This is a genomic window from Neisseria weixii (genome assembly GCF_002327085.1).
Taxonomy (GTDB): Bacteria; Pseudomonadota; Gammaproteobacteria; order Burkholderiales; family Neisseriaceae; genus Neisseria; species Neisseria weixii.
In genome coordinates this window covers 1,245,856-1,265,912 of record NZ_CP023429.1, presented here as the reverse complement: position 1 = coordinate 1,265,912, position 20,057 = coordinate 1,245,856, and the positions used below count along the sequence as shown (strand labels likewise).

The 20,057-nt window shown below is 47.9% G+C and carries 17 protein-coding genes and 4 pseudogenes; 8 read left to right on the top strand and 13 right to left on the bottom strand.

The window, feature by feature from the left end:
• Positions 1-52 precede the first annotated feature (52 nt).
• The 7 genes and pseudogenes from CGZ65_RS06490 to CGZ65_RS06465 form a co-directional block, all read right to left on the bottom strand.
• A pseudogene (locus tag CGZ65_RS06490) lies at positions 53-394 on the bottom strand (IS1595 family transposase); the annotation flags it as partial.
• A 205-nt stretch (positions 395-599) separates the two neighbouring features.
• Complete coding sequence (locus tag CGZ65_RS14030) at positions 600-1,001, bottom strand: pirin family protein (RefSeq protein ID WP_232507384.1); 402 nt, start codon at positions 999-1,001, stop codon at positions 600-602.
• Between the two features lie 11 nt (positions 1,002-1,012).
• Entirely contained in the window at positions 1,013-1,312 is a 300-nt protein-coding gene (locus CGZ65_RS14025; RefSeq protein WP_232507383.1) for a pirin family protein, read from the bottom strand.
• Between the two features lie 155 nt (positions 1,313-1,467).
• A pseudogene (gene purE / locus CGZ65_RS06480) lies at positions 1,468-1,901 on the bottom strand (5-(carboxyamino)imidazole ribonucleotide mutase).
• Between the two features lie 118 nt (positions 1,902-2,019).
• Entirely contained in the window at positions 2,020-2,793 is a 774-nt protein-coding gene (locus tag CGZ65_RS06475) for a tetratricopeptide repeat protein (protein ID WP_096295278.1), read from the bottom strand.
• 1 nt (position 2,794) lies between these two features.
• On the bottom strand, positions 2,795-3,463 hold the full coding sequence (locus CGZ65_RS06470) for a class I SAM-dependent methyltransferase (RefSeq protein ID WP_096295277.1): 669 nt from the start codon (positions 3,461-3,463) through the stop codon (positions 2,795-2,797).
• A gap of 13 nt (positions 3,464-3,476) precedes the next feature.
• Complete coding sequence (locus CGZ65_RS06465) at positions 3,477-3,662, bottom strand: DUF3460 family protein (RefSeq protein WP_096295276.1); 186 nt, start codon at positions 3,660-3,662, stop codon at positions 3,477-3,479.
• 251 nt (positions 3,663-3,913) lie between these two features.
• Here CGZ65_RS06465 and CGZ65_RS06460 point away from each other — a divergent pair, with 251 nt between their 5' ends.
• Positions 3,914-5,266: a polynucleotide adenylyltransferase PcnB gene (locus CGZ65_RS06460; protein ID WP_096295275.1), complete on the top strand. Its 1,353-nt coding sequence runs from the start codon at positions 3,914-3,916 to the stop codon at positions 5,264-5,266.
• 234 nt (positions 5,267-5,500) lie between these two features.
• Here the strand turns inward: CGZ65_RS06460 and mutL are convergent, their stop codons facing one another.
• The 5 genes from mutL to CGZ65_RS06440 all read right to left on the bottom strand — a co-directional run bounded on the left by mutL (position 5,501) and on the right by CGZ65_RS06440 (position 10,311).
• On the bottom strand, positions 5,501-7,498 hold the full coding sequence (mutL, locus tag CGZ65_RS06455; protein ID WP_096295274.1) for a DNA mismatch repair endonuclease MutL: 1,998 nt from the start codon (positions 7,496-7,498) through the stop codon (positions 5,501-5,503).
• A 110-nt stretch (positions 7,499-7,608) separates the two neighbouring features.
• Entirely contained in the window at positions 7,609-7,971 is a 363-nt protein-coding gene (locus CGZ65_RS06450; RefSeq protein ID WP_232507588.1) for a DUF1440 domain-containing protein, read from the bottom strand.
• Positions 7,947-8,165, bottom strand: coding sequence for a hypothetical protein (locus CGZ65_RS13275; protein WP_198345236.1), 219 nt, complete (start codon positions 8,163-8,165; stop codon positions 7,947-7,949). Before CGZ65_RS13275 ends, CGZ65_RS06450 begins: the two co-directional genes overlap by 25 nt.
• A 295-nt stretch (positions 8,166-8,460) precedes the next feature.
• On the bottom strand, positions 8,461-9,303 hold the full coding sequence (gene fghA, locus CGZ65_RS06445; RefSeq protein ID WP_096295273.1) for an S-formylglutathione hydrolase: 843 nt from the start codon (positions 9,301-9,303) through the stop codon (positions 8,461-8,463).
• Positions 9,304-9,366: 63 nt separating this feature from the next.
• Positions 9,367-10,311, bottom strand: a complete 945-nt coding sequence (locus CGZ65_RS06440; RefSeq protein ID WP_096295272.1) for a class I SAM-dependent methyltransferase — start codon at positions 10,309-10,311, stop codon at positions 9,367-9,369.
• Positions 10,312-10,629: 318 nt separating this feature from the next.
• On the opposite strand from CGZ65_RS06440, the pseudogene CGZ65_RS06435 reads away from it, so the two are divergent.
• Positions 10,630-12,080, top strand: a pseudogene (locus tag CGZ65_RS06435) (DEAD/DEAH box helicase).
• 135 nt (positions 12,081-12,215) lie between these two features.
• Here CGZ65_RS06435 and CGZ65_RS06430 read toward each other — a convergent pair.
• Positions 12,216-14,396, bottom strand: coding sequence for a LysM peptidoglycan-binding domain-containing protein (locus CGZ65_RS06430; protein WP_096295271.1), 2,181 nt, complete (start codon positions 14,394-14,396; stop codon positions 12,216-12,218).
• A 215-nt stretch (positions 14,397-14,611) separates the two neighbouring features.
• Between CGZ65_RS06430 and CGZ65_RS06425 the strand changes: the two are divergent.
• From CGZ65_RS06425 to CGZ65_RS06400, 6 genes and pseudogenes are all read left to right on the top strand, one after another.
• Positions 14,612-15,276: pseudogene (locus CGZ65_RS06425) on the top strand (class I SAM-dependent methyltransferase).
• Between the two features lie 107 nt (positions 15,277-15,383).
• Positions 15,384-16,211, top strand: coding sequence for a bifunctional DNA-formamidopyrimidine glycosylase/DNA-(apurinic or apyrimidinic site) lyase (gene mutM, locus CGZ65_RS06420; RefSeq protein ID WP_096295270.1), 828 nt, complete (start codon positions 15,384-15,386; stop codon positions 16,209-16,211).
• A gap of 50 nt (positions 16,212-16,261) precedes the next feature.
• A complete protein-coding gene (locus CGZ65_RS06415) occupies positions 16,262-17,038 on the top strand; it encodes a 1-acylglycerol-3-phosphate O-acyltransferase (RefSeq protein WP_096296116.1) in 777 nt (258 codons plus the stop codon).
• A gap of 177 nt (positions 17,039-17,215) precedes the next feature.
• Positions 17,216-17,953 carry a glutathione peroxidase gene (locus CGZ65_RS06410; protein WP_096295269.1) on the top strand — a complete coding sequence of 246 codons (738 nt, stop codon included), beginning with the start codon at positions 17,216-17,218 and terminating at the stop codon, positions 17,951-17,953.
• 223 nt (positions 17,954-18,176) lie between these two features.
• Positions 18,177-19,583, top strand: a complete 1,407-nt coding sequence (locus CGZ65_RS06405) for a dihydrolipoyl dehydrogenase (protein WP_096295268.1) — start codon at positions 18,177-18,179, stop codon at positions 19,581-19,583.
• 99 nt (positions 19,584-19,682) lie between these two features.
• Positions 19,683-20,051, top strand: a complete 369-nt coding sequence (locus CGZ65_RS06400) for a rhodanese-like domain-containing protein (protein WP_096295267.1) — start codon at positions 19,683-19,685, stop codon at positions 20,049-20,051.
• Positions 20,052-20,057: the final 6 nt, after the last annotated feature.

Below are 20,057 nucleotides of genomic sequence, written 5' to 3'. Positions count from 1 at the left end.
ATTTTAAGGATTAAAAATTTATATAAAAATCAGATATTTATTTTATGGTTATCATAATATTTGAGGCTGTATTAGATTCAATAACAATGGTGTAAACCTTAGCTTGTCGTTTTAGAATACCAAAAACAGCTACTTGACCACCAGCGCCACGACCGCATTTGCCCATGCGTTGTCCGCCAAAATAACTTTCATCTAACTTACCAGAACCACCAAAAACTTTATCAGCCTGAAGCTCTAAATGGTAAGCGATAACTTGACGGATTTTGCGATAGAACAGAGCTGCTGCATTGGGATTAATTTCCAATAAATTAGCAGCTGCACGAGCGGTAACTTCAAGTATAAAAAATTCAAGTAGCTTCTTTTGTACTTTTTTATTTAATTTATAGTTTGTTATAGCGGATTTATTTAATTTTCGGTATAAGGCAGCAAGTCGAAGACAGTCAAGTAGTACGGCAAGGCGCAGCAACGCCGTAGCGAAAGTTAAGTTAATCCGCTATATCTTCATTTTTAAAGGGCAAGATAACTGTTAATCTAATACAGTTCTAAAAAAACCGTCTGAAAAGCAGAGATATTTTCAGACGGCCTTTCTTTTGCCCGGATTAAAAGTTCATCGGTACTTCCATCAGCAAGATTTCGCTGTTGCCGATGGATTCGACGGTAAAGTTGTCGGTTTCCCAAATGCCCAAGCCGTCACGCGTTGCCAATTCTTGGCCGGCAATTTTGGCACGACCTTCAATCACAAAAGCGTAAACACCGTTATCGGCTTGCTTGAGTTGATAGGTTTTTTTGAGGCCGTCTGAAAATTTAGCCAGCGAAAACCAAGCATCTTGGTGTATCCATACGCCTTCATCGTCGGGATTGGGTGAAAGAATTTGTTGAAAATCTTGCTGTGCAATGTCATTTGCCAGTGTGATTTGCTGGTAGCGCGGGGTAACATTTTTCTCACGTGGAAACACCCAAATTTGCAGGAATTTGACGTCTTGATCAGGATTGGGGTTCATCTCGCTGTGGGTTATGCCGGTTCCGGCGACATCACTTGAATGTCGCCGCTGCGGATAACGCAGCCGTTGCCCATGCTGTCGCGGTGAGCCAAATCGCCGGATAAGGGGATAGAGATGATTTCCATATTGTGATGCGGATGCGTGCCGAATCCCATGCCGGCGGCAACGTGGTCATCGTTGATGACACGCAAGGCACCGAAGTTCATCCGTTGGGGATTATGGTAGCCGGCAAAACTGAAGGTATGACGGCTGTGCAGCCAGCCGTGGTGGGCTTCGGCGCGCGTATAGGCGGCATGGTAAACAGTTTTCATATTATGCTTTCTGTGATGGATTGATCGGCATGATATGTTTTGTCATGAATTAAATCTAGCAGTCAAATATTGAAATAACTTTTCCTGAGAAGAAATAATAAAGGCCGTCTGAACATTCAGACGGCTCTGTTTGATCTATCTTAGAGCAAGATGATTTAATCTTCCAGCGTCATTGCCAAAACAGTTTGCTCTTGTTTGGCTCGGAAATCTGCCAATTTTTGTGCCAATTCAGCGTTTTCGTTCGCCAGCAAAGAAATGGCGAACAATGCAGCATTGGCCGCACCGGCTTCGCCAATCGCAAATGTGGCTACCGGCACGCCTTTGGGCATTTGCACGATAGACAGCAAAGAATCTTCACCGCGTAAATATTTGCTCGGCACCGGCACACCCAATACCGGTACGGTTGTTTTTGCAGCAACCATCCCGGTAAGTGTGCCGCACCGCCCGCGCCGGCAATAATCGCTTTGATGCCGCGCTCGCGCGCGGTTTCGGCGTATTCAAACATCAAATCCGGTGTTCGGTGTGCGGAAACGACACATGCTTCAAATTCCACGCCGAAATCTTTTAGAAATTGCGCAGCCTGCTGCATCACCGGCCAATCGCTGTTGCTCCCCATAATAATGCCGACTTGAACCATGATTTTTCTCCAAAAATAAAATAAAAATTTCAGACGGCCTGCATAATGCAAAAGGCTGTCTGAAAACCGTTTAGCGTTGTTTAATTCGGACTGCGGCGCGTTTGGCGGCCTCGCTCTCAGGATAAGTCTGAATCAGTTTACGCCATGTGCTGCGGGCGATGTCTTTTTGCTGCATGTTGTATTGGCAATGACCGATGCTGAAGAGTGCTTCCGGCGCCTGCGCGCTGTCGCGGAAACGGTTGGCATAGCGGCCACCGATTTCAATCACCGATTCACAATTGCCGATGCGTTGTTGGCTTTGCAACAGCAAATACATATTACGGCGCGCCGCTTCGCTGCCGTTGCCGCCGTCTGCGCCGCGCAATACCGCTGCAGCCGCCACATAATTGCCGCGTTGGTAGTATTTCAGGGCCTGGTTATACAGACGGGTTTCATTCAGCGCCACTGCATCGGCATCGCTGACGGCGACACTGTTGTTTTTCAGATAAGCCGCTTTGAGTTTGTTATCATTCAAACGCCGGGTGGTGGCCGGTTTTTTAACCGTAATAATCGGTTTGGCTGTCGGTTTGGCCGGGTGGATTTTATTCACACGCTCGAGATGCTCTATGCGCGTTTGCAGCGTACCCATTTCGCGCTCTAAACGCGCCACCTGAATGCCCAATTGGTCAATTTGTGTTTGTTGGTTTAGTTGCGGATAGGGAATGCCCTTTGGCGGCTGCAGTGGCGCGCCCGGAATATCCGGCAGAATGAAGGATTCTCCCTCATAATCAGCAGGCCGGTTAGCAGCGCACGCGCTTAAGATGAGTGCGGATAAAATGGTAAGGATAAGCTTGGGAGTAGTCATTTTATTTTTTTAATAACAAGGTTAAGCCGTCACCCACGGGCAGGGTAATCGGCACAATGCGGTTATCGTGCGGTAGATTGCGGTTGAATTGCTGCAAAATATGCAGGCTTGGTGGGGCATTATCAGGCGCTTCGTGAATCACGCGGCCATTGAGCAACACGTTGTCAATCGCCACCACGCCGCCGCTGCGTACCAACTGCAGGCAACGTTCGAAATATTGCGGTGTTGGCGGTTTGTCGGCATCAATTAAGGCTAAATCGTAACTGCCGCTTTTGCCTTGGGCGATTAAATCGTCCAATGTGAGCAAAGCAGGTTGCAGATGCAGGCTGATTTTATGTGCCACACCGGCAGCCTGCCAAGCTTCGCGGGCAATGTCGGTAAAGGTTACATTGATGTCACAGGCAGTAATGCGGCCGGTTTCGGGCAGGGTTAAGGCCATAGCCGTGCTGCTGTATCCGGTAAATACGCCCACTTCCAGATAGTTTTCCACTTTGAGCAAACGCGCCAGCCAAGCCAGCAAGGCCGCTTGCTCGCGCGCAATTGCCATTTTACCTAAGCGGTGATGCGTCGTGCGCCCGCGTAAAGCCGCAAGCACGGGATGCTCTGCTTCGCCGATGGCGTTGAGATAATCCTGCAATTCGGGTGCGATGTTGTGCGTGTGGGTGGCCATGCCGTCTGAATCATCAATTTTGGTAGTAAGTATACGGTTTTTTTGCCACTTTTGCCGCTTCAAAACCGGCTTGCTCTTCAGGCTTGAGTTCGACATCCCACAATAAATCGCGGTTGGCCAAACGCTCTTGCTCCAGCTCAGGATTGTCGGCAACCAATTGGTCTAAAAATTGGGTGGCATCGGATTTGTAGTGATACATTTTTGTTGCTCCAAAGGCGCGTAAAATGTGTTAAGGCCGATATTATAGCTGATTTTGTTGGGGGAAACAGGGTTTCGGGTATAATGGCGGATTATTGTTGCAAAACGGCGGTTTAAGGTGTTTTGCAGTTTGAATTTTAAATGTAAGGCCGTCTGAAACCTTTGCACAATACTTTGCCCACAGAATATTGTGCAAAGGTTGCTTTCAACCGTCAGCGTTTCAGACGGCCTCAATTGAAAAGAATTTTGAGTATGTTGAAAAAATGGTTGCACAAAGTTTTGCCGTCGAAAGCGGGCAAAGCGGTGCAAAAAACGGTTTTACCGTATAGCGAACACCGCATCAGTGCGGATATGTTGAGCTTTGCTGCCGAAAAAGTGGTGAAGCAATTGAGTAAAGAAGGCTTTCAAGCCTATGTGGTGGGCGGTGCGGTACGTGATTTGTTGTTGGGCGTGGAACCGAAAGACTTTGACGTTGCCACTGACGCCACGCCCGAGCAAGTGCATAAAATTTTCCGCCGCAGCCGCATCATCGGCCGCCGTTTTCAAATCGTGCATGTGATGGTCGGCCCCGAAACCATTGAAGTGACAACGTTTCGCGGCGGTGACAAAGCCGTGCAAAACGCGCATGGCCGCATCATAAAAGACAACACCTACGGCAGCATCGAAGAAGATGCCATGCGCCGCGATTTCACCTGCAATGCGCTTTATTATGATCCCATCCGCGAAGAAATTCTCGATTTTCACCAAGGTGTCAGCGATATTGCCGATCGACAATTGGTGATGATCGGCGACGCGGCGGAGCGTTATCAAGAAGATCCGGTGCGCATTTTGCGTGCGGTTCGCCTATCGGGCAAACTCGGTTTTGATGTGGAAGGACACACCGCCGCCCCGATTCCGCAATACGCAGGCCGTCTGAAAAACGAGCCGGTGGCGCGCTTGTTTGACGAAATCATGAAGCTGCTGTTTTCCGGTCACGCCCGCCAATGCCTGCAAAAGCTCAATACTTTAGGCGTGAGCAACGATATTCATCCGCTGCTCACCGCTTTGAAATCCGCCGATAAAGCCGAAAACCGCATCATTGCCATCGCCCTGAAAAATACCGACGAGCGTTTGCGCGCCGACAAATCCGTGTCGGTCGGTTTCGTATTGGCGGCGATTTTATGGCCGCAGCTTAACGCTTATTGGCAGGAATATCAGCAGCAAGGCCAAAAATCAGCACCGGCCTTAAACGATGCCATCACTACTTTGCGTGACACGGTCGAAAAAGGCTGGGGCGTGCCGCAACGCTTTTCCGCCACCATGCGTGAAATCTGGCAGTTGCAACCGCAATTTGACAATATGCGCGGTGCCCGTCCGCATAAATTATTAAGCCAGCCGCGTTTTCGCGCCGCTTACGATTTTCTCGTGCTGCGCGGTCAAGCCGGCGAAGTGGACAACGATACCGTGCAATGGTGGACAACCTTCCAACATGCCGACGACGAAACCCGCAGTCAAATGAGCATGGCCGCGCAACAACGCCAGCAGCAGGAACATCGCGGCAACGGCGAGGCGCAAAAACGCAAACGCCGTCGCAAGCCGCGGAAGAAAACGGTTGCGGTTGAATGATATCAGCTGGAAGCAACTAAACATGCCGTCTGAAAGGTTGAAGTTCAGACGGCTTTTCTTTCGCCGCATTTTGTAGTTTGATTTGATACGCTCGACAGGCTGTTCAGATTTAGAAGATGTTGAATCATGCACCCATCTGCCTACTTCATCTGTTTGCCATGCTTGTTTTTAGGGCTGTCTGAAGCTTTCAGACGGCCTTGTTATTCAATCAGCAATCATATCAAATTCAATTCTTTACTGGCCACGCAAAAATAACGCATCCAACTCCTTCAAAGTCAGTTTTACCCAAGTCGGGCGGCCGTGGTTGCATTGGTTGCTGCGCGGTGTGTTTTCCATGTCGCGCAACAGGGCATTCATTTCGGGAATGGTGAGCTGTCGGCCGGCACGCACGGAGCCGTGGCATGACATGGTGGCTAAGATTTGGTTTTCGCGCGCGGCAATGGTTTGGCTCTCGCCGGTCTGTGCCAATTCTTGCAACACGTCTTTGGCCAGCGCTGCGACATCGGCTTTGCCGAGCATATTCGGCACGGCACGCACGGCGATGGTGTTGCCGCCCATGTCGGACATATCCAAGCCGAAGGCCTGTAATATTTCGGCATGGTCGGCAAGGGTGGCGCATTCTTCGTGGCTGGCGGAGAAGGTGACGGGAATCAGCAGCCGCTGGCTTTGCAGGCTGCCGAGATTATCGCGCTGGCTTTTCATTTTTTCGTAATTCACGCGCTCGGCCGCGGCGTGCATATCGATCAGCAGCAGGCTCTCTTCGGCTTGGGCAAGAATGTAAATGCCTAATAGTTGGGCGATGGCAAAACCCAGCGGCGGCGTTTCGGGGCGGCTTAGGCCGTCTGAAAGCGGATTGGATGCTGCAGAACTATGTTGCTCCATACCGCCAAATCGGGCTTGCTCGAATTGCGCCAATTCGATGTCGTCAGGCCCGGTTCGCTTAAATAATTCGGCATAGGTGTTCATTGCCGCTTGGCTTTCGCGCAAAGACAACGAACGCTGCTGCGGCACGCGTGCGGTCTGATAAGGCATAGGCGCAGTTTTGCCGGAAGAGGATGGCAGGCCGTCTGAAACATTCGGACGGGCAATATCGGCATAGCTGGTGTGAAACGCTTGGTTTTCCCGCCGGACGGAATGTTCAGACGGCATATCGCTTGCTGTGTTCTCCGATTCAGACGGTTTGTTCACGCCCCGCATATCGTGCAAAATACCGCCGGCGTTGGTCACGCTTTCGGTTTGGTCGGCGCGGGTATCGGCCAAGGCTTTGTTGAGCGTGTGGAAAACCAATTGGTGCACCTGCTGGCTGTCGCGGAAACGGATTTCGGTTTTGGTCGGATGCACGTTGACATCGACCGCTTCCGGCGGCAAATCGAGAAACAGCACAAAGGCCGGGGTGAGCGCATTGTGCAATACATCGCGGTAAGCCTGTTTTACCGCGTGCATGATGACTTTGTCTTTCACAAAACGGTGATTGACGAAGCAATATTGTTTGTCGGTTTTGCCCTTGGCAAAAGTCGGTTTGGCAATCGCGCCGTATAAACGCAAAGCGCCGTTACCGCTGCCGATTTCCAGCGAGGCCGTCTGAAAATCATCGCCGACAATCGCCTCAATACGCTGATTCAGGCTTTGAGTTGGATAATGGAACACGCTTTTACCGTCGCGCTTGAGTGAAAAGGCGATGTGCGGATGCGCCAAGGCCAAGCGCTCGAGCATGGTGGCGCAATGGGCGTATTCGGTGTTTTCCGATTTGAGAAACTTGCGCCGTGCGGGCGTGTTGAAGAAAAGTTCGGCCACTTCGATGCTGGTACCGACAGGATGCGCCGCTGCGCTTGGTTCGCTGATTTTGCCGTCTTCCGCTTTCACTTGGTTGGCATGTGCGCTGCCGGCTTGGCGGCTGGTTAAGGTCAGGCGCGATACTGAAGCGATGCTGGCCAAACCTTCGCCGCGAAACCCCATGCTGGCGACATGTTCCAAATCATTTAAGCTCTTAATTTTACTGGTGGCATGGCGGTGTAGCGCCAATTCAATGTCATCGGCGTGGATACCCGAGCCGTTGTCGGTGACACGAATCAAGCGGATGCCGCCGCCGGAAAGCTCGACATCAATCGCCGTCGCACCCGCATCAATACTGTTTTCAACAATTTCTTTCAACGCATTGGCAGGCCGTTCAACCACTTCGCCGGCGGCAATTTGGTTGACAAGATGATCGGGCAGGGCGGCAATTCGGGACATGGCAATTTTCCGTGTAAAAAACTTAAAATCAGAATGGCGATTATAGCAAAAGGCCGTCTGAAAAGCTGTGTGGCTTTTCAGACGGCCTTTAAACCATCAAAACTAAATTATTAATCTTTCCACCATACGCCGTAAATCGGGCGGGCAAAGTGTGCCAAAACAGCAATCATACAAATCTCAATCGAAACCGACCAGTAAACATGACCTAAGAATTCGCTCCACAATTCGGCGGCGTTCAGATTCCACAGCCAACCGTTCACGCCTTCAGGCGCGTAAGCCGGATAGCGGAAGCCGAACATCGGAATCAAAGCGCCATGCATAACCACGGTGATGATGATGCCGTATAACGCGCCGTACCATGCACGCATTTTCGACCAATACATCGAACCGACTACATAAACAAATGCGAACACAAAGCTAAACAGCCAGTGATACAGCGTCACCGCGCCTAAAATGCTGTTGCCTTGAAACATGTAATCCAAGGAATGCTGGTTAAGCCCAACCAGCCAAGCCACGCATCGATATTGGCACCCGGCGGCGAAATTTCGCCCGGCATACGCGGCGGCATGTTTACTTCTGAGCCCCATTTCACCAAAGAGCTAATGAAACCACCGATTAAGGTTGTCCATAAAATTACTTTACCATTGACATTACGCTGAGTACTCATTTTATTTTCCTTCAATTTAGCGTGGATAATGATGTAACTTTATTTCGGAATAGGGGCTTTGTCGATTAATATAAGAATTATTATTGATTTAAGTCAACTAAATACAAAAGAATGTTATCCTAATAAATCAATAATTACAATATTTTACTTAAAATGCTGAACAATACGGATAGATATTATTGATGTCATGTAAATAATAGTAATTATTTGATATAAATGAGATGTAGTCGCAGAAAAGCCGTCTGAAAAATAAAGTGTATTTTCAGACGGCCTCAGTGAATAGCTACGCGGATAATTACAGTCCCAATGCTTCGGCATGAAATTCGATGTGGCTGTCGATAAAGCTGGCAATGAAGAAATAGCTGTGGTCATATCCTTCGCGTTGTTTGAATTGAACGTTAAATCCATTACCGCGGGCAGCGTTGACAAAGGTTTCCGGTTGTAATTCTTTCGGATAGAACTGGTCGGCATCGCCTTGATCGATCAGAATAGGCAGTTTTTTTGAGGCCGTCTTAACGAGGGCGGTGCTGTCGTAGGCTTGCCATGCGGTTGGATTATCGCCCAAATAGGCGGCGAAGGCTTTTTGCCCCCACGGTGTTGCGCTCGGGTTCACAATCGGTGCAAAGGCAGAAACGGCAGCGTAGCGCTCGGGATTTTTCAAGGCAATTTGCAATGCGCCGTGGCCGCCCATGCTGTGGCCGAAAATACTGCGCTGTGCGGTGACCGGAAAATTGGCTTCAATCAAAGCGGGCAGCTCTTCGACTATATAGTCGTACATGCGGTAATGTTCTGCCCAAGGCGCTTGCGTGGCGTTGACATAGAAACCTGCGCCTTTGCCCAAGTCGTAGCCTTCGTCATCGGCCATGTTGTCGCCGCGGGGCGAAGTGTCAGGCATGACCAAGGCAATGCCCCATTGTGCAGCACAGCGTTGCGCGCCGGACTTTTGGGTAAAGTTTTCATCGTTGCAGGCCAAACCTGAGAGCCAATACAACACCGGCACGCGGTAGCCTTGCAGCACTTGGGGCGGCAGATAAATGCTGAAAGTCATGTCGCAGTGATTGACACTTGATGCGTGGCGGTAGCGCTCTTGCTGACCGTTGAACATTTTATTGCGTGAAATCAATTCGAGTGCAGACATCATGTCTCCTTATGTTTAATCAGTTGTTTTTCAGACAGCCTTGTTTGATTTCAAGCCGTCTAACTATTTATGGCGTATTTCCCAACATTGATGGATTTTTTTGTTGCGGAAATCATCGGGAACAGATTGTTTGCTTACATCTTTCACGGTGTATTTTTCGCTGACTTCGGGATTCAGTTCAAAGCTGCGTAAATTGTTTGAAAAATACATCAGGCCGTCTGAAGCAAGCAGCTTCATGGCGCCGTTGATTAAGGTCATCTGGTCGCGCTGGATGTCGAGAATATCGAGCATTTTTTTGCTGTTGGAAAAGCTCGGCGGATCCATCACAATCAGGTCAAACTTTTTGCCTTCGGCTTCGGCGCTTTTCAAATATTGGAACACATCGGCGCGTACGATTTTGTGTGTGGCCAAGTTGATGCCGTTTAATTCAAAATTGCGTTTGGCCCAATCGAGATAAGTATTGGATAAATCGACGGTTTCACTGCTGACGGCGCCGCCGGTTGCGGCGTATACGGTAAAGCTGCCGGTATAGGAAAACAGGTTTGAAAAGCGTTTGCCTTGCGCGCTGTCACCGACTTTTTTGCGGGTGTTGCGGTGGTCAAGAAAGAGGCCTGTATCTAGATATTTATCGAGATTGACCCAGAAGCGGCGTCCGTTTTCGCTGATGATGAAATCTTCGCCGGATTTACCGGTTTTCTCATATTGCTGCGTGCCTTTTTGGCGCTCACGGCGTTTGAGGTGGATTTGCCCGGGCGCAAAGCCGGTGACAAAACCAACGGCTTCCAAAACATCGTCCAGCCATGCCTCATATTCTTCCGGCTGCATCAACCAGCCGGTGTCGTATTCCTGCAAATGGATGTGGTCGCCATACACATCGATGGCAAAGGGAAATTGCGGAATATCGCGGTCGTAGATGCGCCAGGCTTCGATTTGGTTGCGTTTGGCCCATTTCATCAGGTGTTTGATGTTTTTGCCCAAGCGGTTGGCGAATGGTGTGATGTCGGTCATTTTCAGACGGCCTGCTGAATAAAATGGCTATTTTACGCCAATTAACGTATTTGTGCTTGACCGAATATGGCGAAGTCTATATTATCCGCCATTCGTCTTTATTTTTTATGAAGCCATCGTCTTCAAACCTATTAACCGGTATTCTGCCGTGTTTCTTATATCTTTTTGCTTTCACGCATATTTGCAGGTTGTTGTCGATGTTAACTTACAAGCCAAAGGGCTTGCGACAACCTTGTAACTTATTCCCGTTACTTATCCTTTGCTTCAGGCCGTCTGAAATGTTCAGTCGGAAGTTGTTGTTGTGTCTTTAGGATAGTCATGTCTATTAAATTTGTTGATTTAAATCTCGATAAAAATATTTTGTCTGCGTTGCAAAGCGTGGGTTACGAATCCCCAACCCGATTCAGGCGCAGTCGGTGCCGGTGGCTTTGGAAGGCAGCGACATCATGGCCTCGGCGCAAACCGGCTCGGGTAAAACTGCCGCATTTTTACTGCCAACCTTGCAACGCTTGACCAAACGCAGCGAAAAAAACGGTAAAGGACCGCGCGCTTTGGTGCTGACTCCGACTCGTGAATTGGCCGCGCAAGTAGAGAAAAATGTGCTGACTTACGCGCAAAACATGCGCTGGTTCCGCACGGTCAGTATTGTTGGCGGTGCCTCTTTCGGCTATCAAACCCGTGCTTTGAGCAAGCCGGTTGACTTGGTGGTAGCTACGCCGGGACGTTTGATGGACTTGATGAGCAGTGGCAAAATCGATTTCGACCGCTTGGAAGTGTTGATTCTGGACGAAGCCGACCGTATGCTGGATATGGGTTTCATCGACGACATCGAAACCATCGTTGAAGCCACGCCGGAAGACCGCCAAACTTTGTTGTTCTCTGCAACTTGGGACGGTGCTGTCGGCAAATTGGCGCGTAAACTGACCAAGAACCCGGAAGTGATTGAAGTTGAACGTGTTGACGATCAAGGCAAAATCGAAGAACAATTATTGTATTGCGACGATATGCGCCATAAAAACCGCTTGCTCGACCATATTTTGCGCGATGCCAATATCGATCAGTGCGTGATTTTTACCTCAACCAAAGCCATGACCGAAGTTTTGGCTGATGAGCTGTATGAAAAAGGTTTTGCCGCCAACTGTTTGCATGGTGATATGCCACAAGGCTGGCGTAACCGTACCTTAATGGATTTACGCAAAGGCCGTTGTAAAATCTTGGTGGCGACCGATGTGGCTGCGCGTGGCATCGATGTACCGACCATCACACACGTGATTAATTACGATTTGCCGAAGCAGGCAGAAGATTATGTACACCGTATCGGACGTACCGGCCGCGCGGGCCGTACTGGTATTGCAGTGACGTTTGCCGAAGTGAACGAATACATTAAAGTACACAAAATTGAAAAATACATCGACCGCAAATTGAATGAAGTGACCGTGGAAGGCATGGAACCGACCCGCAAACGCAAATCTACCGGCGGTAAACCGAAAGGCAACGGCGGCCGATTTACCAAAGGCGGCTACGGTGATCGTGACCGTAAATTTGGTGATCGCAAAGGCGGTAAACCTCGCGGCGAAGGTGGCTTTGCTGGAAAGACCCGCAGCGAACGCAGTGACGACGGTTTTAAACCACGCAGCGAAGGCTTTAAAAAATCAGAAGGCTTTAAAAAGAGCAGCTCGGATTTTAAAGGAAAACGTAAAGCAGGCGGTGATTTTGGCGGTAAAGGCGGTTACGGTAAATCAAGCCGTCCGGCAGCTAAATGCGGGTAATTGGCTCAAGGCCGTCTGAAAATAAAAGGAATGCGGTTTTCTGCATTCCTTTTTTTTATATAACCGATTAGATAATCTACCGTAGCGATCAAAACAATAGAAAAAAGAACCGCATTGCGGTTCTTTTTTCTTGTATTAACTGCCTTGTAATTTCAAACGTTGGCCGGGCGTAACAGTACGGGTATTTTTGTTCCAGCGGCGAATATCATTGACATTTACATCGAACCGGTTGGCGATGGTGTTCAAAGTATCACCTTTGCGCACAGTGTAAGCTACGCTTTTTACTTTAGCTGCATTGGCTTTTGGCTTCGCAGCAGCAACACGTAATAATTGGCCTTTACGAATGTTGTTGCCTTTGATGTTGTTGGCGGTAATCAAGTCGGCTACGCTCAAATTATAGCGTTGCGAAATATTGTACAAAGTATCACCTTCAGCTACGCGGTGCATGCCGCCGGCAACGGTTTGTGTTGATTCGGCTGTTTTAGCGCGCGCCAAACGGGTAGCAACGCGTTGTTGCTGTTTTGCTTTATTTTCAGCCAATCGTGTTGCGCGAGCTTTCGCTGCATTTTCTTGCTCATTCAGCTTGTCAACGGTTTCTTGAACAATTTCTGCGGCCTGAATGCGCGAAGTAGAATCTTGTACCAAAGCCATCAAAGAATCAGTATCTTGGTTAGGCTCTTCAGCTTGCTGACCTTGAGTCGGCAGCGGCAACGGCTCAGTCAAAGCCACTTCTGCTGTAACCGGTTCCGGTGTAGCGTTGAGGGCGATTTCAACTGCTTTTTCAGTTGTCGTGTCTGCTGCGTTGGCAACTAAGCCTGAAGCCAAGCTCATTGGTGCAGGAGCTGATGGTTTCGCTTCTGCAACAACCGTTTCGGTTTGTGCAATAGCGGCAATCACTTCAACCGGATCAGGGGTAGGCTCAACAGATGGCGGTTGTGGTGTAGCCGCGGCAATAACAGCTTCAGTAGTAGGCGTGGCACCATATCCAGCCTGTGTTCGGCTGACAAAATCAATCGATTTGCTTGATTTGGCAGTCGGGGTCACGATATTGGCAGCAAAAGTATCGGCTACTTTGGCGTTGCTGGCCAATTGAATCGGTGCCATTTCAGGCATATTTGAACGGTAAGTATCCGGCGTATTGTCGATGTCAATGAAATTAATCGACGTGTTATTGTCACTGCTTAAACTGTTTTTCGCCACCAAAATGCTGCGTCCGCCAGACAGTGAATGACCGCTGATGCCGTTTAAACGTTTGATTTCGGCCACGCTCATGCCGGTTTCCGCAGCGATATCGCTCAATCGTGTATTGTTGAAGGAAGTGTATACATCCCAAGACAGTAAAGTTTCCGGTTTGGCGTTACGGTAGTTTTTTTCAAAGGTTTCAGCGGCGCTGGCCGGTAATAATAATTTGCGGTCGGGTTTAGGAATGAACACCGGTGCATTAAACGCGGGATTCAATACTAAAAATTCGCTTTCGCCAATGTTAGCCAAACGGGTAATGGCGCTGTGGTCAATCGGTCGGTCAATGTCAACTGCTTTGAAATATGGCTGATTGCTGATTTCGCTGACATTCATGCCGTAAGCTTGCGGATTGGCAACAATGTTACGCACAGCCAATAATTTCGGCACGTAATTGCGTGTTTCGTTCGGCATACGTAGGTTTTCGTAAGTTGGTTCCAAGCCTTGCGCACGTGCGCGGTTAATCGCACGGCCAACATTACCTTCACCCCAGTTATAGGCAGCCAAAGCCAAAGACCAGTCTCCGAACAGACCATGCAGATATTCCAAATAATTTAATGCGGCATTTGTAGCGGCGTAAACGTCATGGCGTCCATCGTATAATGCAGTTTTTTCCAAACCGTAATGGCGGCCGGTAGCCGGCATAAATTGCCACAAACCTGAAGCACCGACATGTGATTTTGCTTTGGTCACATACGCACTTTCAATGAAAGGCAGCAGAGCGATTTCGGCAGGCATATTGCGCTTTTTAACTTCAGTGGCAATATGATACATATAAGGTTTGCTGCGATTGATGGTTCGGTCGAAATAAGCACGGCCAGCCGCAAATTTACCTTCATGGTGACGAACCAATTCGGTGTTGACTTCACTCATGCGGAAGTCTTTACGCAGGGAAGCCCATAAGCTGCCGGAGCCGAAGGTTTGTGATTTGGCTTGGTCGAGCAATGCGGAATTCAAACGCATCATTGCCATACCGACTTGATTAGGAGTAGCGTTGCTGGCTGCTTGTGCGTAAGTAGCGCCGGAAACGGCGGAAATACCGGAAATGGTGAGAGCAATCGTTTTCAGTTTTGCCATAGTCAAAAATAATAGTAAGATAGAATAAATTTTGTCAGTTCGATACTACTGTTTGATGTTGTGAACGTCAAGCTAATAAGCTTGGTATTTGTCGATACTGTGGCCTTAATGCCAACTTTTTGATTAAGGTTATGATGTTAGTGTAAAAACTTGACATTATGGTATAAATTGATACCCGAATTTATAATGAGGCCGTCTGAAGACAAGGAGCGCAAATGAATAATTGGTTTGAACAAACCGTAATAGGACAATATGTTGCGCAAAAAGAGCGGAAGTTTTTCCAAAAACATGTGCATCTTGCTGCAAATGAACAGGCAGTACAAATCGGGCAAACTTGGTTGAGGCCGTCTGAACGGCTTATTTATGTTCCCGATGATATACGCATGAGCGCGAGTGAAATGGCTTGGGAAAGCCAATCTTTGAATATGCTGCTGCTGCCACACAGCCATGAATACAGTGATTCGCCGCTTTTGGCGCTGGCTGAATCGGCCAGAGTATTGAAGCATGGCGGCAAGCTGGTTGTGACAGGCTTTAATTTGAATTCGCTTTGGTGTGGCCGCGAGTGGTTTGATGGTAAACGCTTGCCACAGAAAGAGAACTGTTTTACCTTGTCGCAATTTAAGCAGCAGATTCAGGATTTGGGTTTTGAAATCGAATACGGGCAATTTATGGTGTACGTGCCGCCGGTAGAGCAGGCATCTTCGTTGAAATTTTGGCAATTTTTGGAAAAGGCGGCGATCGTTGGTGGCCGCAGTGTGCAGCGGTGTATGGTTTGGTATTGGTCAAGCGCATGGCAGGGGTAACGCCGTTACCTGAGCTTGAGGAAGAGTTGGCAGAGCAGCCTGTGGCTTTAACGATTGCCCGCGCGGAGGGTTATTAGGGTATTTTGCAGAGTTTTACCTTTTTCAGACGGGCTGACCCTTTAAAATAAATGTTGTTGGTTTTATTGTTTCGCTTTCTTTGTAAAATTATTCTTATTTAACGATTATGCCGGAATTGCCTGAAGTAGAAACCACCTTGCGCGGGATTAGCCCGCACATTGCTACGAAAACCGTATCAGCGGTTGAGGTGTGCCAGCCTAAGTTACGTTGGCCGATTCATCCTGAATTGGCGCAGATTTTGACTGGGCAAACTGTACTTGATTGCCAGCGTCGCGCGAAATATTTAATCATTCAATTTGATACCGGTATTTTGCTGATTCATTTAGGTATGTCGGGTAGCTTGCGGATTTTTACGGCAGGTGACGAACACATAAAGACGCATGATAAACATGATCACGTTGAAATATGTTTTTCAGACGGCACATTGCTTCGTTATCATGATCCGCGCAGGTTTGGCGCATTTTTATGGTATGAAGGCATTGCCGAACATCATCCTTTATTGGAAAAATTAGGCCCCGAACCTTTGTCTGATGATTTTAATGCCGAATATCTGTATCAAAAATTAAAACCGCTGAAGCGTGCGGTGAAACTGGCTTTAATGGATAATACCGTTGTGGTGGGCGTGGGCAATATTTATGCTAACGAAAGCTTGTTTAAAGCAGGCATTTTGCCACAGCGCCCGGCTAATAAAGTGACTAAAAAAGAATGCGCCTTATTGGTTGAAACCGTTAAAGCAGTGTTGCAACGTGCCATTGATACCGGTGGCAGCACTTTGCGCGATTTCGTCAATAGTGATGGTAAAAGCGGTTATTTTCAGCAGGAATATGCTGTTTACGGTAGACACAACGAGCCTTGTCTGCAATGCGGCCAATTGATTCAAAAGCAGACTTTGAGCCAACGCGGTACTTTTTATTGTCTGCATTGCCAAAAATAAGGCCGGGTAAAGTTCCGGCTGTCTGAAAACAAATGGAATATAAGAAAAATATGTCTTCTCCAAAAGCCTCATTTACCACACGCCTGCGCCGCTTATCCCGTTTGACGGCGTGGCTTTATCAAACTGCTAAAAACTTGAGCAATATTGATGGTAATAATCCCGCACAACGCAATCAGGCAGTGCTCGCTTTAGGCCAAGGCGCGCTGAATGCATTGGATATCGAACTGGAAATAGGCACTCCGCCGCAGCAACAATCGGTAAACGGTACTTTAGTTGTGGCCAATCATGTGTCTTGGTTGGACATTTTTGCCATGAGTGCGGTGTACCCGAGCAGTTTTATTGCCAAACAGGAAATCGGCAAATGGCCGGTATTGGGCAAAATGGGCAAAAATGCCGGCACAGTGTTTATCAACCGTAATTCCCGCCGCGACATTGAGCCGATTAATCAAGCGATAGGCGCGGCATTGCGTTCCGGACAAAGCGTAAGTTTTTTTCCCGAAGCGCGCACTTCTTCAGGCAGAGAGGTCTTGCCTTTTAAAGCAGCCTTGTTCCAATCTGCCATTAACGCCGGTGCGCCGATTCAGGTGGTGGCTTTGCGCTATTACGACAGTTTGGGGCGGCGCACTATTGAACCTTCCTATGCCGATGTAAACTTGGTGTCATCGTTGTGGCGTATCATTTCTATGAAAAAAATCCGCATTCGATTAGACTTTGCGCCTTTATACAGGCCGTCTGAATATCCGGACAGTGACCGTTATGAATTGAAAGACATTGCGGAAAATTATGTGCGGCAGACTATTGAATCAGATAAAGATAGCTTTGAATAAACCTTGAAATTTTTCAGACGGCCTATATTTGCAGCTTTAGAAGCAATGACATAATTTATAGTTTTAAATTATTAAGATTATTTGAACTATAAATTATACAAATGGAAATCGGTGGCTTAGAATGTGCTTATGGATTTTCAACACCCTTACTAAACCCTAATCTAAAAGGAGCTTAAAATGGCTTTGCAAGATCGTACCGGTCAAAAAGTACCTAGCGTCGTATTCCACACTCGCGTTGGCGACACTTGGAAAGACGTATCTACCGATGAATTGTTTGCCGGGAAAAAAGTAGTGGTATTCTCATTGCCTGGTGCGTTTACCCCAACTTGTTCTTCTTCTCATTTGCCGCGTTACAACGAATTAGCTAAAGCATTTAAAGAAAACGGCGTAGATGAAATTTGCTGTGTTTCTGTAAACGATACTTTCGTGATGAACGCTTGGGCTGCTGAAGAAGAATCTGACAACATCGTGATGATTCCTGACGGTAACTGCGAATTTACCGAAGGCATGGGCATGTTGGTTGATAAAAACGACTTAGGCTTTGGCAAACGTTCATGGCGCTACTCTATGCTGGTCAACGACGGCGTAGTAGAAAAAATGTTCATCGAGCCGGAAGAACCAGGTGATCCGTTCAAAGTATCTGATGCTGATACCATGTTGAACTACATTGCACCAGACTGGAAATCTCAAGAATCCATCGCCATCTTCACCAAACCAGGTTGCCAATTCTGTGCTAAAGCTAAAAAAGCTCTGGAAGACAAAGGTTTGTCTTACGAAGAAATCGTATTGGGTAAAGACGCAACTGTGACTTCTGTACGCGCCATCACCGGCAAGATGACCGCTCCTCAAGTATTTGTCGGCGGCAAATACATCGGCGGCAGCGAAGAGCTGGATGCTTACTTGGCAGCTCTTTAATCATTCATGATTAATCATTAATCGCTAAAAGATGAAAAGCAGCCTTAGGGCTGCTTTCCTGAATAATGTTAGAGTTATTCAGGTAATGCCGAACATAGCGGTATTACCTGAATAACTCTATATTTACAAGGGAAGCCGGTTATTACTAAATTTAATCGGAATTTCTTAAAAACCAATCAAGCCGTTTGAACAGTTTTAGGCAGCAATCATAAAGGAATCAACAATGAAAAAAATTCAAGCAGATGTAGTGGTAATCGGTGGCGGTACTGCCGGTATGGGCGCGTTCCGCAATGCCCGTTTGCACACAGACAGCGTTTACTTGGTTGAAAGCCACGTCTATGGAACAACCTGCGCACGCGTCGGCTGTATGCCTTCGAAATTATTGATTGCCGCTGCCGAAGCCCGTCATCATGCTTTGCATACCGATCCATTCGGTATTCATTTGGATAAAGACAGCGTGACGGTTAACGGCGAAGAAGTGATGAACCGCGTCAAATCCGAGCGTGACCGTTTCGTCAGCTTCGTGTTGAGCGACGTAGAAGAATGGCCTGCCGACAAACGCATTATGGGCACCGCTAAATTCATCGATGCCAATACCGTACAAATTGACGACCACACCGAAATCACAGCCAAAGCCATCGTGATTGCCACCGGGTCACGTCCGGTTATGTTGCCGCAATGGCAAACATTGGGCGATAAAGTCATCATTAATGACGATGTATTTTCATGGGATACACTGCCGGAAAGTGTCGCAGTATTCGGTCCGGGCGTGATTGGTTTGGAATTGGGCCAAGCTTTGCACCGCTTGGGTGTGAAAGTCGAAGTATTCGGCGTGGGCGGCAACTTGGGCGGTATTTCTGATCCGGTAGTGTTGGAAGAAGCCAAAGCCGTATTTGGCGAAGAAATGACCTTGCATTTGGATGCCCAAACCGAAGCTGCATTGGATAAAGACGGCAATGTCGTGGTGAAATGGGAGCAAGACGGTGAAAGTGGCGAATTCACTGCAGAATACCTGTTGGCTGCTGTTGGCCGTCGCCCGAATGTGGATAACATTGGTTTGGAAAACTTGGACATCAAATTGGACGACCGCGGTGTACCGGTTGCTGATCCGTTGACCATGCAAACCAGCATTCCGAATATTTTCATCGCCGGTGATGCGTCTAACCAATTACCATTGCTGCACGAAGCTTCTGATCAAGGTAAAATCGCCGGTGATAATGCCGGCCATTATCCGAATTTGGAAGAAGGCTTGCGCCGCAGCACCATCGGTGTTGTGTTTACCACGCCGCAAATTGCTTCGATTGGTTTGAAATACACACAAGTTTCTGCCAAATACTCAGAAGAACAATTTGTCATCGGTGAAGTATCATTTAAAAACCAAGGCCGCAGCCGTGTGATGTTGGTTAACAAAGGCCATATGCGCGTTTATGCCGAGCAAGGTACCGGATTATTCTTAGGTACAGAAATCTTTGGCCCTGCCGCCGAACACTTGGCGCATCTGTTGGCGTGGGCGCATCAAATGAAGATGACCATTCCGCAAATGTTGGATATGCCTTTCTATCATCCGGTTATCGAAGAAGGCTTGCGCACCGCATTGCGCGATGTGAATGCGAAATTGAAATCAGCTTAAATAAAGTTGCCATTCGAATGAGCAGTCAAAGGCCGTCTGAAAATAATATCGTGCAAAATCATTTCAAACCGTTTCATAAACTATTTTAAGGATGAAACCATGCAAAAAATCCTGTTGTTAATTGTTGCCGTTGCATGGGTTGCCCCTTTGTCTGCGCATGCTGTGGGTGCCAAGCCGACTGAAAAAGCAGTTGCTGCACAACCTGCCAAAGCAAAAGGCGTATGGATTGATGTGCGGACACCGGAAGAATTTTCTCAAGGTCATTTGCGTAATGCGGTTAATATTCCGGTAAATGAAATCACCGCCAAAACCAAACAAGTCAGTCCGGATAAAAATGCGCCGGTTAATTTATATTGCCGCAGTGGCCGCCGCGCCCAAGCCGCTTTGAAAGCGCTGAAAAAAGAAGGCTACACCAATGTGACCAATCATGGCGGCTATGAAGATTTATTGAAAAAAGGTTTGAAATAATCATTG

Excerpts from the sequence above, each read along its gene's own strand:
- CGZ65_RS13275 (WP_198345236.1), bottom strand. The coding sequence starts at position 8,165 with ATGAGTACTCAGCGTAATGTCAATGGTAAAGTAATTTTATGGACAACC.
- CGZ65_RS06405 (WP_096295268.1), top strand. The coding sequence starts at position 18,177 with ATGAAAAAAATTCAAGCAGATGTAGTGGTAATCGGTGGCGGTACTGCC.
- CGZ65_RS06475 (WP_096295278.1), bottom strand. The coding sequence starts at position 2,793 with ATGACTACTCCCAAGCTTATCCTTACCATTTTATCCGCACTCATCTTA.
- mutM (WP_096295270.1), top strand. The coding sequence starts at position 15,384 with ATGCCGGAATTGCCTGAAGTAGAAACCACCTTGCGCGGGATTAGCCCG.
- CGZ65_RS06430 (WP_096295271.1), bottom strand. The coding sequence starts at position 14,396 with ATGGCAAAACTGAAAACGATTGCTCTCACCATTTCCGGTATTTCCGCC.
- CGZ65_RS14030 (WP_232507384.1), bottom strand. The coding sequence starts at position 1,001 with ATGAACCCCAATCCTGATCAAGACGTCAAATTCCTGCAAATTTGGGTG.
- CGZ65_RS06460 (WP_096295275.1), top strand. The coding sequence starts at position 3,914 with ATGTTGAAAAAATGGTTGCACAAAGTTTTGCCGTCGAAAGCGGGCAAA.
- CGZ65_RS06470 (WP_096295277.1), bottom strand. The coding sequence starts at position 3,463 with ATGGCCACCCACACGCACAACATCGCACCCGAATTGCAGGATTATCTC.
- fghA (WP_096295273.1), bottom strand. The coding sequence starts at position 9,303 with ATGTCTGCACTCGAATTGATTTCACGCAATAAAATGTTCAACGGTCAG.
- CGZ65_RS06465 (WP_096295276.1), bottom strand. The coding sequence starts at position 3,662 with ATGTATCACTACAAATCCGATGCCACCCAATTTTTAGACCAATTGGTT.
- CGZ65_RS06450 (WP_232507588.1), bottom strand. The coding sequence starts at position 7,971 with ATGTTTCAAGGCAACAGCATTTTAGGCGCGGTGACGCTGTATCACTGG.
- CGZ65_RS06410 (WP_096295269.1), top strand. The coding sequence starts at position 17,216 with ATGGCTTTGCAAGATCGTACCGGTCAAAAAGTACCTAGCGTCGTATTC.
- CGZ65_RS06415 (WP_096296116.1), top strand. The coding sequence starts at position 16,262 with ATGTCTTCTCCAAAAGCCTCATTTACCACACGCCTGCGCCGCTTATCC.
- CGZ65_RS06440 (WP_096295272.1), bottom strand. The coding sequence starts at position 10,311 with ATGACCGACATCACACCATTCGCCAACCGCTTGGGCAAAAACATCAAA.
- mutL (WP_096295274.1), bottom strand. The coding sequence starts at position 7,498 with ATGTCCCGAATTGCCGCCCTGCCCGATCATCTTGTCAACCAAATTGCC.
- CGZ65_RS14025 (WP_232507383.1), bottom strand. The coding sequence starts at position 1,312 with ATGAAAACTGTTTACCATGCCGCCTATACGCGCGCCGAAGCCCACCAC.
- CGZ65_RS06400 (WP_096295267.1), top strand. The coding sequence starts at position 19,683 with ATGCAAAAAATCCTGTTGTTAATTGTTGCCGTTGCATGGGTTGCCCCT.